This window comes from Janthinobacterium sp. GL_088, from assembly GCF_057837845.1.
In genome coordinates, this window is sequence record NZ_CM174453.1 from 248,767 (window position 1) to 261,475 (window position 12,709).

Sequence of the window (12,709 nt, forward strand, 5' to 3'; positions counted from 1 at the left end):
TGACCTACGGCTTTGATGCGGCGATACGGATATAATGGCCGCATCGTCGCGCTTTTCAAATGAAAACCATGTCAACTACGCCATCCGCAAGCAAGTCCTGGGTCAAGCCAGCCCTGATCGCCGTCTTCGTGGCGGGCGTGGCGGCAGCCGGCTATCTGTCGCTGAATGACAAGCAAAGCGCGCCGGACGTGACCTTCCACGGCATCCATGGCGAGAAAATCACGTCGGCCAGCTTGCGCGGCAAGGTCGTGATGGTCAATTTCTGGGCCACCTCGTGCACCACCTGCGTGGCGGAAATGCCGGAGATGGTCGATACCTACAACAAGTACAAGGGGCAGGGACTGGAATTCGTGGCCGTGGCCATGAAGTACGATCCGGCCAACTACGTGCTGAACTTCGCCGAAACGCGCCAGCTGCCGTTCAAGGTGGCGCTCGACGTGACGGGCGAAGCGGCCAAGGCCTACGGCGACGTGGCCCTCACGCCCACCACCTTCGTGCTCGACAAGCAGGGCAAGATCCTCAAGCGCTACGTGGGCAAGCCGGAATTCGCCGAACTGCACAAGCTGCTGGAATCGGCCATCGCGGGATAGCACGGTACAAAACCCTGTTGCCAAGCGTTGTCAATCTGTTATAACCTTCCCTTGCGTGATCCCGTTCACCTTGTGAAGGCCAGCCGTGTCCCTAGCCGCTCAATCGCTCGACCCGCAGCAACTCAAAACCTGGCTGCTCGCCGCCGGCAACAAGGACGCCACCGCGTTCCGTCAGCTATATAACTCCACCTCATCGAAACTGTTTGGCTTCGCGCTGCGTATATTGCATAAGCAAGAGCTCGCTGAAGAAGCCTTGCAAGAGGGGTTCGTCGCCATCTGGAACAACGCCGCCACTTACCAGAGCCATCTGGCGGCGCCGATGACCTGGATGGCCACCATCGTGCGCAACAAGGCGTTCGATGTGCTGCGGCGCAGCGACGATACCGTGGAAATCGATGCCGAACAGTTTGATAGCGAAGTCATGAATGCACTCCGAGACCCCCAGGCCACGCCGATCGAGTCACTGCAACTGAGCGGTGACGCCAAGGCGCTGGCGTTTTGCATGTCGGCCCTGGAAGGGCTGCACCGGCAGGTGGTCGCCCTGGCCTTCTATCATGACCTGTCGCACAGCGAAGTGGCGCAGCAGATGTCGCTGCCGATCGGCACCGTGAAGACGTGGATACGCCGCAGCCTGGAACGGCTGCGCACGTGCCTGGCGAAACGGGAGGCATCATGAATATCCGCGGCAATGACGTGCTGCGCCAGAAACTGGCGTCCGAATACGTGCTGGGCACGCTGAAAGGGGGCGCGCGGCGGCGTTTCGAAGGCTGGCTGCACAATGACGCCGATTTGCGCAATATCACGGCCGAATGGCGCCAGCGCCTGGAACCGATGGCCGAATTCGCCACACCCGTGGCCCCGCCCAAGCGCGTGTGGCAGCAGATCGAGCAGCGCCTGCACCTGAAGCCGCAGGGCGGCTGGTCTGTGTTCCGCGATTCGCTGTCGTTCTGGCGTGGTCTGGGCATGGCGTCGAGCGCCATCGCCGCGCTGCTGGTGATCGTCGTGGCCACGCGCGTGATGGACGCGCCGCAGATCAGCTATGTGGCCAGCCTGACGGACGAGAAGGCGCAAACGGCCCTGCTGCTGACGGCCGACAGCCGCCACGGCGCGCTCGAGGTGCGCATGGTGGGCAACGCGCCCGTGCCTGCTGACCGCGACCTGGAATTGTGGGCCGTGCCGAAGAGCGGCAACCCGCGCTCCCTCGGCTTGCTCGCCGACAAGGGCAATGTGAAACTGGCCCTGTCCCAGCGCGCCATCGGCAGCGACGTGGCCTTGCTGGCCGTTACCCTGGAACCGAAAGGCGGTTCGCCGGATCCGAACGGACCGACGGGACCGATTCTCTACAAGGGTAACTGGGTGAAGATTTAAGCTTGTTTGGGATACAAAATCATCTGCGTGCAGCGGAACAGGGCAATCGTCTTGCCCGTTTCCTTGCTTTTCACCACGGCATCCCACACTTGCGTGTTGCGGCCCTTGTGCTCGACCTTGGCCGTGCAGGTAAGCGTGCCTTCGCGGGCCGTGCCCAGGTGGTTCGATTTCAATTCGATGGTCGTAAAATTGCTGGCGCCTTCGGGCAGGTTGACGATGCAGCCATAGCCGGACGCCGTGTCGGCCAGGGTCACCACGCTGCCCGCGTGCAGGTAGCCATTCGGCGCCAGCAAGTGCGGCAGCACGGGCAATTCCGCCGTCAGCTGGCCGTCGCCCACTTCCGTGATGACGATGCCCAAGTGGCCGGGCAGGCGGCCGGTGCCGCGTTCATTCAACATTGCTACGGTAATCTCGGGATTGCTCATGCTGGTCCTTGTGCGGGTGAATCCGGGATACGCCGGAAAATACTATGATGATAGCAACTTTCCCCGCATCGGTTTGGCGGCCGCTTATTTCCGGCGACGCCGCCGTTTCCACCACACCAAACTGCCCGTCAGCAGGAACAGCAAGGGCATCAAACCGAAGACGGTAATGAAGGCGCGCCCGGCCACGCCAAACGCCTGGCCCGAATGCAGGGGGAATTGCCAGCCCAGGAATACATCGCCGGCCGGCGCCCGCAAGGGATCGCGTATGCGCAGGGGCAAGCCGCTGCGCGCGTCCAGGGTGATGCGCGTGGCGCCGTCGCCGTGGGCGATCTCGCCAGGCTGGCGCACGCGCACGTCATACGGCTGATCCGTTTTCGCCGGCAGCACGATGCGCGACACGCGCGCCTGCGGATACAGCAGCTGCGCGGCTGCCATGGCCTGGCCCGCATCAAGCACGGCGCCATCCTGGCCCACATTTTTCAATTTTGCCGTATCCGGCACCGTCGACACGAGTTCCACCAGCGGCACGATCAATTGCGGCAAATTGAAATAGATGCCGGAAAAGGCAAGCACGGCCAGCACCGGTGCGGCAAAGAAGCCGGCCGCCTTGTGAAACGTGTAATGAAAACGGGGCCAGGAACCGCCATGCGACACCGTCAGGGCGCGCTTGACCGCCGTCCACTGCAGGCGCGGCCACCACAGATAGATGCCGCTCAAGGCCATCAGCAGCAGCATCACGCCCGAGATACCGGTAATGGTCTTGCCCACTTCGCCGGACAATAGATAGCGGTGCAAATGAAACATGCCCGACATCAACAGCGGGCGCGTGAGGCCGAAACGCCCCCAGTCGCGCTCGCCTTTGACTTGCAAGGTGTAGGGGTCGACCATCACCTGGCGCACGATGGCCTGGCTGAAGGCCGACGGTTTGCCAGCCTGGCGGTACGAGGCCACGTACACGTCGCGCGCATCGGCGGGCGGATTGAGCTGCGAGGGCTTGCCGTAGGCGGGATCGGCCGCGAGAGCGTCCACCACCGCTTGCACCGTGCGCGGCGTCACCTCAAATACCTGACCGGGCGCAGGCGTGCTCGCCTGCAACAAGGTCGGATTCAGATACGCGTCGAGCTCCGGCATCCAGGCGATGGCGGACCCCGTCAAGCCCAGCAAAACAAACAGAGCGCCAAACCACAGGCCCGCATACAGGTGCAACTTGGTGAACAACCATGGGATCGGGCGTGGGGACATGGACACTTTGGGAAATTTGGGCTGCGAAACGATAGCATGAAAGCCCGGCAGTGAAAATCATGCGTGGTCAGAAAGCGGGAAACCAAGCAACACGCTCATGGCAGCGTTGGAATGAGGTAAAAACGAGCGTTTCGGCACCATCAGCGAGCGCATCGGCATCGCGGGTAACTGTTGCACGGCATACACTTTCCCCTATACTGATCGAAAGGAAAACCATGACCACTTCCCGCCTCCTCGCCGCCACCTTGGGTCTCGCTCTGCACCTGGGCGCCCAGGCCGCCGATTTCACGGTATCGAGCAGCGATATCGCTCCTGGCCAGACCCTGGCGCCCGCGCAAGTGTTCCAGGGCTTCGGCTGCACGGGCGGCAACCTGTCGCCGCAATTGTCGTGGAGCAATGCCCCGGCCGGCACCAACAGCTACGCCGTCACCCTGTACGACCCGGACGCGCCCACGGGCAGCGGCTGGTGGCACTGGAGCGTGTTTAACTTGCCAGTGTCCACCACGTCCTTGCCTGCGGGAACGACGGCGGCCACCTTGCCCACAGGCGCCATGCAAGGACGCAACGATTACGGCGACAGCGCCTACGGCGGCGCCTGCCCACCACCAGGCGACAAGGCGCACCGCTACCAGATCACGATCTGGGCGCTGAAAACGGACAAGCTGCCACTGGACCAGCACGCCAGCGGCGCCATGCTCGGCTACATGCTCAACGCCAACGCGCTGGGCAAGGCACAGCTGACGGGACTGTATGGCCGATGAGATGGACGCGGTGGCCCTGAGCGAGCTGCGCATCGCCCGCGGCACCATCGAGGCGCGCCGCGCGCAAACCCTGCGCCGCGTGCCCGTCTTCCAGAGCGCGCTGTGCCGCGTGCGGCAGGGCACCAAGCTGCTGGAATGGGGCGCCCGCCAGGCGCGCGCCGGCGCGCATGACGTGGTGCTGATGCCGGCGGGACAGGAACTGGGCGTGGCCAACCTACCCGGCGCGCAAGGCTACCGGGCTGAAGTGCTGAGTTTTTCACCGGCCCTGATCGCCCGTTTCCGCGCGCGCCATGGCAGCCTCGTCGATGCCCAGCTGCGCCAGGCGGCCACGGCCAGCCTGTGCGTGCCGCTCGACATGCACGCGGCACTGGCCTGGGACCAGCTGATGGCCAGCCTGGCGAGTAGCGCACCGCCCGCGCTGCTGGCGCACCAGGCGGAAGGCTTGCTGCTGGCCCTGGCCCTGGGCGGCCATTGCGGCCCCTTGCTGCTGGACCGCCGCGATCCACTGGCCGCGCGCGTGCAGCAAGTGCTGTTGCTGGACCCGGCCGCCGACTGGAGCGTGGCCAAGGTGGCTGCCCAGCTGCATGTGGGCGCGTCCACCCTGCGCCGCCAGCTGGCCCTGGAACAACGCCATTTCCGCACCATCCTGGAAGACGTGCGCCTGGGACTGGCCTTGCAGGAATTGCAATCCGGCATCTTACCCATCGGCGACATCGCGGCCGCCTGCGGCTACGCCTCGCCCTCGCGCTTCGCGGCCCGTTTCCGCCAGCACTACGGCTTGTCGCCGCGCGAGCTGCGCGCCACCCTGTAAGCTCGCTCTAGCGCAAATGAATTGCAACAAGCGCTGACAGCGGAGCGATTTTCTTGCTACTATGCGCCCATGTCTTCCCGCCAGCCCACCCGCAAGCTTGCTCATCACGGTGCCTCCGCCCTCGCGCGCACGCCGTGGCGGCTGTGCGTGGCACTGTTCACTGCGCTGGCCCTCGTGTTCCTGCTGTCGACGGCCGCCTCGCATCTGCACAAGACGACCCTCGACGCGGAAGAGTGCGCGCTGTGCGCCACCGTCATCGACAAGGTGGCCGATCTCGCCGTGCCGCCGGCCATCGTCGAGCCGCCCGCCCAGTTACTGCCGTACCGCCTGCTGGCCATCGCGCCCGCACCCCTGGCGCCCGTCGCCGCCCTCGTTTTGCCGCCCGTGCGCGGCCCGCCTGCCGCCTCACTGTAGTTCCCACGCTGTTTTTATCCTTTTCAGGCTGCCCCTTGCCGCATATTGATGCGCGCCGGGCCGCCTGGCGTTGACACTTTGAGGTTTATCATGCAACACACACCACGCCTGAGCGCGCTGTCGCTCGCCCTTGCCAGCCTGTTCAGTTTTTCCGCCCACGCCGCCGAGCCTGCCGAAGCCAGTACTGATGCTGCCCCGCAAGACATGCAAAAGGTCGAAGTCACGTCCGCCCATCTGAAAAGCGCACGCATCGAGCTGTCGCCGAAAGTCGGCACCACCATCTACAGCATCGACAGCCACATGGTCGACATGCTGGGCCAAGGCGACAACACGCCGTTCAATGAAGTGCTGCTGCGCCTGCCGGGCGTGTCGCAGGATTCGAAGGGTTCCGGCGCCCTGCACGTGCGCGACGACCATGCCAATGTGCAATACCGCATCAATGGCGTGCAATTGCCAGAAAGCATCACCGGCTTCGGCCAGTCGATCGACACGCGCCTGATCGACAAGACGGATTTCATGACGGGCGCCTTGCCGGCCCAGTTCGGCCTGCGCACGGCGGGCATCGTCGATATTGAAACGAAAGAGGGCGGCATGACGCCTGGCGGGCGCATCGGCATCATGGTCGGCAGCCACGACCACGTGGAGCCGAGTGCCGAATTTTTCGGCAGCGTCGGCAAATTCAATTACTACCTGTCCGGCAGCTACCTGGGCAATTCGCTGGGTGTGGAAAACCCGCAAGACACGCGCAGCGCCCTGCACGACAAGACGCGCCAGAACAAATCGTTCGGCAGCCTGTCGTATTTCCTTGATGACAACACCCGCCTGGGCGCCATGTTCGGCACGTATAACGGCCGCTTCCAGATCCCGAACAATCCGGACCAGGCGCCCGCTTTCAGCCTGAATGGCCACAGCGATGCGCAGGCGGGCACGTCCACGTTACCGTCGTCGCTGCTGAATGAAAACCAGCGCGAAGTGAATCGCTTCCTCGTGCTGTCGCTGCAAAAAAGCCTGGGCGACGTCAATTACCAGGTGTCGGCCTTCCACCAGTACTCGGAACTGCATTTCACGCCCGACGCCATCGGCGACCTGATCTACAACGGCGTCGCCTCGGACTCGCGCCGCGCCAACAGCGCTTCCGGCGCCCAGTTCGATATCAGCTACAAGCTGCACCCGGACCACACCGTGCGCGCGGGCCTGGCCTACACGCGCCAGAAGACGACGAGCGACAACACGGTGGCCGTCTTCCCGAGTATTGACGGGGCGCAAACCTCCACCACGCCGATCACGGTGCTGGACAACAGCGGCAAGACGGGCACCCTGGCCAGTGTTTACCTGCAGGATGAATGGCATATCAGCAAGCCTTTGACCCTGAACTATGGCGCCCGCTTCGACAAGGTCTCGGCCTACACGAGCGAGCAACAATGGAGCCCGCGCGTCAACCTGGCGTACCAGCTGGCGCCGGGCACGGCCCTCCACGCGGGCTATTCACGCTACTTCACGCCGCCGCCGCAGGAACTGGCCGCGCAAGGCAGCATCGACCTGTACGCGAACACGACGAATGCGCCGGAAATCGGCCAGTCCGACAACGTCAAGGCCGAGCGCACGCACTACTATGACGTCGGCATCAGCCACCAGGTGAATGCGAAACTGACCGTGACGGCCGATGTGTACTATAAAAAGATCAACAACCTGCTGGATGAAGGCCAGTTCGGCCAGGCGTTGATCTTGACGCCGTTCAACTACGCGGATGGCTACGCCAAGGGCCTGGAATTGTCCGCCATCTACAGTGAGAAAAACTGGGGCCTGTTCCTCAACGCCAGCACGCAAAAGGCGCAGGGCCGCAACATCAACTCGGGGCAAGCCCTGTTTGGCGCCGATGAGTTGAACTACATCAGCAAGAACTATGTCTACCTCGATCATGACCAGAAATACACGCTGTCGGGCGGCGGCCATTATCACTTTGGCGATTCGCAAGTAAGCGCTGACTTCCTCTACGGCAGCGGCTTGCGCTTGACACCGGATGGCGGCGCACCGAATTCCGGCCATTTGCCCGGCTACTTCACCGTCAACACGGCGCTCACGCACACGTGGAAAAACACGCCGGTCGGCAAGGTCGAGGGACGGCTGGCCCTGATCAACCTGTTCGACAAGTCGTACCTGCTGCGCGACGGTTCCGGCGTGGGCGTGGGGGCACCGCAGTATGGCGCCCGCCGCAGCTTCTATGCAGGCCTCTCAACCAGCTTTTAACCGTTACGCGCGAAGACAGCGGCAGGGAGCAACGCCTGCCGCTGTCGGTTGCCGTCAGGAATCAACCATCACCCCAGGCGATGGGCGCCTGGCCATGCGCCTGCAGATACGCATTCGCCTGGCTGAATGGCTTGCTGCCAAAGAAACCTTTGCTGGCCGACAAGGGAGACGGGTGCGGCGCCGCCAGCACCAGGTGCTTGCCGGGATCGATCAGGGTGCGCTTGGCTTGCGCGTAGCCGCCCCACAGGATGAACACGAGGTGTTCTCGCTCGGCGGACAGGTGACCGATGGCGCTGTCCGTCAATTTCTCCCATCCCTTGGCCGCGTGCGAACCGGCCGCCCCGGCGCGCACCGTCAGCACGCTGTTGAGCAGGAACACGCCTTGCCCGGCCCAATCGGACAAATCCGTGCGCGTGCGCTCGATACCCACGTCGCTGCGTAATTCCTTGAAGATGTTCTGCAAGCTAGGCTGCGGTGGCGTGCCTTCGGGAATCGAAAAGCACAGCCCCATGGCCGCACCGGGCGTGTGATACGGGTCTTGCCCCAGGATCACGACTTTCACCTGCCCGAACGGCGTCAGGTCGAATGCCCGGAAAATGAGTTTACCGGGAGGACAACACGGTCCCGCCGCATACTCTTGCTTCACGAAGGCGGCCAGGCGTTCCCAGTAGGGCTGGGCAAACTCGCCCTCCAGCCGCGCCTTCCACGATGCGTCGATGCGTACGTCCATGGCTCCTCCGTCAATCATGTTTTTAAAGCATCATCGATCAGTATAGCGGCGTCACGTCCGGTACCGCGTTACGGTACGGCTAGGCAAAATTTATTTATCGTCGTAGTGATAATGGCACGCGGCCACATAGATGCAGCCCGCGTCGGGCAGGTACACGAGCCGGTGCTGGCGGTCGATGCGGCGCGACCAGAAACCCGTCAGATCGCCTTTCAGCGGTTCCGGCTTGCCCGTGCCCTTGAAGGGGTCGGCCAGGCATTCATCGAGCAAGTCATTGATTTTTTGCAGGATTTTCAGATCGCTCTCTTGCCAGAACAGATAATCTTCCCAGGCATGATCGGTCCAGGCCAGCACGGCGCTGCGCGCCTGCTGCTTGTTCTCAGTCTTCCTGTTTTTCATGCTGCGCCAATAATTCTCGTGGCTGCGCCTTGCCCGCCTTGATCTGCGCCACGGACGCCATCAGGCGACTGGCATTCTTGGCCGTGCCCAGCAAATACAGGGTTTCCTCGATACTGTTGTAGTCCGACAAGGACAGCATCACCACGTGCTCGCCATTCACGCGCGTGATCACCGTGGGGGTATGGTCATTGCAGACGTCGTCCATCACGCTTTTCAGGCCCGCGCGCGCCTCGCTGAAAGTCAGGATATTCATGCCGTGCCACCGCTCCCTTGAAAGTACATGCCAATAATTGTACAGGATGTTGTACATCACCTCAATTAGGCAAAAAAAACCGCCCGGCTAAAGCGGACGGTTTTTGATACAACTCAAGTGCTTAGAAATTCAGCGCCGATTCCACGCCGGCGCTGTGCGCCTGTTCATCCGCGTGGTACGAGCTGCGCACCATGGCGCCCACGGCGGCGTGGGTGAAGCCCATTTTGTACGCTTCTTCCTCGAACATTTTGAAGACGTCCGGGTGCACGTAACGGCGCACGGGCAGGTGGCTGTTCGATGGCGCCAGGTATTGGCCGATGGTCAGCATGTCGATATCATGCTCGCGCATGTCGCGCATCACTTGCAGGATTTCCTCGTCCGTCTCGCCCAGGCCCACCATGATGCCGGACTTGGTCTTCACGTCCGGGTACATGGCCTTGAAATCTTTCAGCAGTTTCAGCGAGTGCATGTAGTCGGAGCCGGGACGGGCTTCCTTGTACAGGCGCGGCGCCGTTTCCAGGTTGTGGTTCATGACGTCAGGCAAGCCATCCTTGAACAGGTTCAGGGCTTTTTCCAGGCGGCCACGGAAGTCGGGCACCAGCACTTCGATGCGGGTGTTCGGCGACAGGGCGCGCGTTTGCTGGATGCACTCGACGAAATGGCCGGCGCCGCCGTCGCGCAAGTCATCGCGGTCGACGGAGGTGATGACGACGTAGTTCAAACGCAGCTTGGCGATGGTTTTCGACAAGTTGGCCGGCTCTTCCTTGTCCAGCGGATCAGGACGGCCATGGCCGACGTCGCAGAACGGGCAGCGGCGCGTGCACTTGTCACCCATGATCATGAAGGTGGCCGTGCCCTTGCCGAAGCATTCGCCGATGTTCGGGCAGCTGGCTTCCTCGCACACGGTCACGAGCTTGTTTTCGCGCAGGATGTCCTTGATTTCATAGAAACGGGTCGAAGCCGAGGCGGCCTTGACGCGGATCCAGTCCGGCTTTTTCAGGCGCTCGACTTGCTCGATCGGAATGATCTTGATCGGAATGCGCGAGGTCTTGCTGGCGCCTTTTTGCTTTTCGCTCGGGTTGTACGCTGGAGCGGCAGTAGCGGCGGGGGCGGTGCTGGAAATGGTCTCAGAAGTCATGGCTGCAAGCCCTTGACGGGCATGTTGGTTTGTTTGCTCAGGCATCCGCTGCCTGAGGCGCGCCTGCGGCGCTGTTTACTTCGCTTACATCGAGTAATACGGTCAATTCCTGGGCCAGGGCCCGCTGCACTTCTGCCAGCGGCGCCGAAACGCCCATGCTGCGCATGTCCACCGTCTTCAGACCGGAATAGCCGCAAGGGTTAATCCAGGAAAACGGCGCCAGGTCCATCGCCACGTTGAGCGACACGCCATGGTAGGTGCAGCCGTTGCCGCGCACTTTCAAGCCCAGCGCGGCGATCTTCGCACCCTTGCTTGGTCCGCCGGCAATATAGATGCCAGGCGCGCCATCGATGCGCTCGCCAGCGAGATTATACGCCGCCAGCACGTTGATGATGGCTTGCTCGATTTTATGCACGAACTGGCGCGCATACAGCTTGCCGCCCGGCTTGTTGCGGCGCAAGTCCATCAGCAGGTAAATCACCACCTGGCCGGGACCGTGGAACGTCACTTCGCCGCCCCGGTCCGTCTGCACCACGGGAACATTCTCGGCGCCGGCCAGCAAATGGCCGCGGTCGGCCGCCAGGCCCAAAGTAAATACGGGCGGATGCTCGACGATCCACAGTTCGTCGCGCGTGTCGGTCGTGCGCGCGTCGGTAAAGGCGCGCATGGCGGCAAAGGTCGGCTCGTAATCGACGCGGCCCAGCTCGCGGATCAGCGCCGTTTCGGTGCGGGTGGTGGTCATGACAGATTCTGTAATCAGCTGCCGGCGCCCTGGGGACGCTGCGGCGAAGCCGTGATTATAAGCCAGGCCGCCATTTCATTCCGGGCCGGACTCTGGCAACCACAGCAATCTGCCCAATTTTTGTGCAGCATGGCGTATCTGGGCCCCATTCAGGGCCGTATAGCCGAGCAGCACGGCCGGCGCCAATTTTGCGCTGTGACAAAAATCACCGAGCGGCTGCAGCGCCAGCCCCTCTTGCGCGGCGCGCGCGCAAAACGCCCGCTCGTCGCTGTCCGGCGGCAGCCACAGCACGCAATGAAAGCCCGCCTGCTGGCCGGAAATGGTGTAGCGGCCGGGGGCCGTCTGCTCGAGGCAGGCCAGCAGCAGGTCGCGCCGCTCCTTGTAGGCCAGCCGCGCCTGACGCAAATGGCGCACGAAGGCGCCATCCTCCATCCAGGCGGCCAGCGCCAGTTGCTCCGTCACCCCGACGGACCTGCCCGTCAACTGCAGCATGCGCAGCAACGGCGGGCGCAAGGCGGGTGGCAGCACCATGAAACCCACGCGCAGGCCGGCAAACAGCGTCTTGTTGAAACTGCCACAGTAAATCACGCGCTGGTACTGGTCCAGCGCCTTCAGGGCCGCCAGCGGCGCGCTCTGGTAATTGAATTCGCTGTCGTAATCGTCTTCCACCACCCAGGCGCCGCTGTCATTCGCCCACTCCAATAACGCCAGGCGGCGCGTGACGGACATGGTCACACCCAGCGGCGACTGGTGCGCCGGCGTCACATACGCGAGGCGGGCATCCGCGTGCGCGGCCAGGGCGGCGCAATCGATGCCCTCGGCATCAACGGCAATGTCGACCGGCACGGCGCCAGCGAGGGCGAACAGGGCGCGCGCGGCCGGATAGCCGGGTTCTTCCAGGCAGACTTTATCGCCATCGCGCACAATGCTGCGCGCCAGCAAGTCGATTGCGTGGCGGATGCCGGTCGTGACGACGATATCTTGCGGGTCGCAGCGGATGCCGCGGTACTTGGCGAGGAAATCGGCGATCTGCTGACGCAGCTGGGGCAGGCCGGCCGGATCGGCGCTGCACAGCTGCTCCGGCGTGGCGGCGGCCAGCGCCCGCGTGGCGCACTTGGACCAGGCCGCCATGGGAAACAGGCTGGCGTCGGCGCGCCGCGCAACAAACGGCAAGCCGTCGCGCACGCCCGTATCGGACACGGGAACGGGCTCGGAAAATGGCCCGGCCGGGGTGGCATCTGCCAATCCTGCCATCAAGAAGCGTTCCGGCACGACGGCGCACACGCGCGTGCCGGAACCGGGCACGCGCGTCACGTAGGCTTCCGCGTGCAGGCGGTCGAACACGGTTTCGATGGTGCCGCGTGACAACTCCCACCGTTCCGCCAGGGTGCGGCTGGATGGCAAGCGGCTGCCCGCCGGCAGCATCTTCGTCAGGATGGCCGAGCGCAGCGCTTCATACGCGCCATCCTGCTTGTTGACGCCCTCCTTGTCGAGCCAGCTGGTGGGACGAGGCAAGTCCAGGGCGTGCGGTGATTTTCCTCGCGGCATAATAATCGTCCAAGTGGTCCAATGAATTTTCTGATGACTGGCAC

15 protein-coding genes are annotated in these 12,709 nt (G+C 63.2%); 7 read left to right on the forward strand and 8 right to left on the reverse strand.

Features of this window, described 5'->3' with window-relative positions; translation table 11 throughout:
* The first annotated feature begins 68 nt into the window (after window positions 1–68).
* The 3 genes from AC3IQ7_RS01025 (at window position 69) to AC3IQ7_RS01035 (ending at window position 1,958) form a co-directional block, all read left to right on the forward strand.
* A complete protein-coding gene (locus tag AC3IQ7_RS01025) occupies window positions 69–590 on the forward strand; it encodes a peroxiredoxin family protein (protein ID WP_489208115.1) in 522 nt (173 codons plus the stop codon).
* Window positions 591–675: 85 nt separating this feature from the next.
* Window positions 676–1,266, forward strand: coding sequence for a sigma-70 family RNA polymerase sigma factor (locus AC3IQ7_RS01030; RefSeq protein ID WP_035823247.1), 591 nt, complete (start codon window positions 676–678; stop codon window positions 1,264–1,266).
* Window positions 1,263–1,958, forward strand: a complete 696-nt coding sequence (locus AC3IQ7_RS01035) for an anti-sigma factor (protein WP_489208116.1) — start codon at window positions 1,263–1,265, stop codon at window positions 1,956–1,958. The genes AC3IQ7_RS01030 and AC3IQ7_RS01035 overlap by 4 nt, the downstream gene beginning before the upstream one ends.
* Here the strand turns inward: AC3IQ7_RS01035 and AC3IQ7_RS01040 are convergent.
* On the reverse strand, window positions 1,955–2,383 hold the full coding sequence (locus AC3IQ7_RS01040) for a PaaI family thioesterase (protein WP_099377613.1): 429 nt from the start codon (window positions 2,381–2,383) through the stop codon (window positions 1,955–1,957). The two genes, AC3IQ7_RS01035 and AC3IQ7_RS01040, sit on opposite strands and share 4 nt — an antisense overlap.
* A gap of 84 nt (window positions 2,384–2,467) precedes the next feature.
* Entirely contained in the window at window positions 2,468–3,625 is a 1,158-nt protein-coding gene (locus tag AC3IQ7_RS01045; RefSeq protein ID WP_489208118.1) for a PepSY-associated TM helix domain-containing protein, read from the reverse strand.
* A gap of 215 nt (window positions 3,626–3,840) precedes the next feature.
* On the opposite strand from AC3IQ7_RS01045, the gene AC3IQ7_RS01050 reads away from it, so the two are divergent.
* From AC3IQ7_RS01050 to AC3IQ7_RS01065, 4 genes are all read left to right on the forward strand, one after another.
* Complete coding sequence (locus AC3IQ7_RS01050; protein ID WP_489208119.1) at window positions 3,841–4,386, forward strand: YbhB/YbcL family Raf kinase inhibitor-like protein; 546 nt, start codon at window positions 3,841–3,843, stop codon at window positions 4,384–4,386.
* Entirely contained in the window at window positions 4,376–5,197 is an 822-nt protein-coding gene (locus tag AC3IQ7_RS01055) for a helix-turn-helix transcriptional regulator (protein WP_489208120.1), read from the forward strand. Before AC3IQ7_RS01050 ends, AC3IQ7_RS01055 begins: the two co-directional genes overlap by 11 nt.
* 147 nt (window positions 5,198–5,344) lie before the next feature.
* A complete protein-coding gene (locus AC3IQ7_RS01060) occupies window positions 5,345–5,611 on the forward strand; it encodes a hypothetical protein (protein WP_489208121.1) in 267 nt (88 codons plus the stop codon).
* Window positions 5,612–5,701: 90 nt separating this feature from the next.
* Window positions 5,702–7,858 carry a TonB-dependent receptor gene (locus tag AC3IQ7_RS01065; protein ID WP_489208122.1) on the forward strand — a complete coding sequence of 719 codons (2,157 nt, stop codon included), beginning with the start codon at window positions 5,702–5,704 and terminating at the stop codon, window positions 7,856–7,858.
* Window positions 7,859–7,919: 61 nt separating this feature from the next.
* Here AC3IQ7_RS01065 and AC3IQ7_RS01070 read toward each other — a convergent pair whose 3' ends face one another.
* The 6 genes from AC3IQ7_RS01070 to pdxR form a co-directional block, all read right to left on the reverse strand.
* Entirely contained in the window at window positions 7,920–8,588 is a 669-nt protein-coding gene (locus tag AC3IQ7_RS01070; protein ID WP_489208123.1) for a uracil-DNA glycosylase, read from the reverse strand.
* 90 nt (window positions 8,589–8,678) lie between these two features.
* Entirely contained in the window at window positions 8,679–8,984 is a 306-nt protein-coding gene (locus AC3IQ7_RS01075) for a Txe/YoeB family addiction module toxin (protein WP_489208124.1), read from the reverse strand.
* The gene (locus AC3IQ7_RS01080) at window positions 8,965–9,237 is read right to left on the reverse strand and encodes a type II toxin-antitoxin system Phd/YefM family antitoxin (protein WP_099377620.1); all 273 of its coding nucleotides are present in this window, start codon (window positions 9,235–9,237) and stop codon (window positions 8,965–8,967) included. The genes AC3IQ7_RS01075 and AC3IQ7_RS01080 overlap by 20 nt, the downstream gene beginning before the upstream one ends.
* Window positions 9,238–9,358: 121 nt before the next feature.
* Window positions 9,359–10,375, reverse strand: a complete 1,017-nt coding sequence (gene lipA / locus AC3IQ7_RS01085) for a lipoyl synthase (protein ID WP_034782748.1) — start codon at window positions 10,373–10,375, stop codon at window positions 9,359–9,361.
* A gap of 37 nt (window positions 10,376–10,412) precedes the next feature.
* A complete protein-coding gene (lipB, locus tag AC3IQ7_RS01090; RefSeq protein ID WP_035823263.1) occupies window positions 10,413–11,117 on the reverse strand; it encodes a lipoyl(octanoyl) transferase LipB in 705 nt (234 codons plus the stop codon).
* A 75-nt stretch (window positions 11,118–11,192) separates the two neighbouring features.
* Window positions 11,193–12,665, reverse strand: coding sequence for a MocR-like pyridoxine biosynthesis transcription factor PdxR (gene pdxR / locus AC3IQ7_RS01095; RefSeq protein WP_489208126.1), 1,473 nt, complete (start codon window positions 12,663–12,665; stop codon window positions 11,193–11,195).
* Window positions 12,666–12,709: the final 44 nt, after the last annotated feature.

Coding starts and splice junctions, on each gene's coding strand:
- AC3IQ7_RS01075 (WP_489208124.1), bottom strand. CDS start 8,984: ATGAAAAACAGGAAGACTGAGAACAAGCAGCAGGCGCGCAGCGCCGTG.
- AC3IQ7_RS01065 (WP_489208122.1), top strand. CDS start 5,702: ATGCAACACACACCACGCCTGAGCGCGCTGTCGCTCGCCCTTGCCAGC.
- AC3IQ7_RS01080 (WP_099377620.1), bottom strand. CDS start 9,237: ATGAATATCCTGACTTTCAGCGAGGCGCGCGCGGGCCTGAAAAGCGTG.
- lipA (WP_034782748.1), bottom strand. CDS start 10,375: ATGACTTCTGAGACCATTTCCAGCACCGCCCCCGCCGCTACTGCCGCT.
- AC3IQ7_RS01070 (WP_489208123.1), bottom strand. CDS start 8,588: ATGGACGTACGCATCGACGCATCGTGGAAGGCGCGGCTGGAGGGCGAG.
- lipB (WP_035823263.1), bottom strand. CDS start 11,117: ATGACCACCACCCGCACCGAAACGGCGCTGATCCGCGAGCTGGGCCGC.
- AC3IQ7_RS01035 (WP_489208116.1), top strand. CDS start 1,263: ATGAATATCCGCGGCAATGACGTGCTGCGCCAGAAACTGGCGTCCGAA.
- AC3IQ7_RS01045 (WP_489208118.1), bottom strand. CDS start 3,625: ATGTCCCCACGCCCGATCCCATGGTTGTTCACCAAGTTGCACCTGTAT.
- AC3IQ7_RS01040 (WP_099377613.1), bottom strand. CDS start 2,383: ATGAGCAATCCCGAGATTACCGTAGCAATGTTGAATGAACGCGGCACC.
- AC3IQ7_RS01050 (WP_489208119.1), top strand. CDS start 3,841: ATGACCACTTCCCGCCTCCTCGCCGCCACCTTGGGTCTCGCTCTGCAC.
- pdxR (WP_489208126.1), bottom strand. CDS start 12,665: ATGCCGCGAGGAAAATCACCGCACGCCCTGGACTTGCCTCGTCCCACC.
- AC3IQ7_RS01025 (WP_489208115.1), top strand. CDS start 69: ATGTCAACTACGCCATCCGCAAGCAAGTCCTGGGTCAAGCCAGCCCTG.
- AC3IQ7_RS01055 (WP_489208120.1), top strand. CDS start 4,376: ATGGCCGATGAGATGGACGCGGTGGCCCTGAGCGAGCTGCGCATCGCC.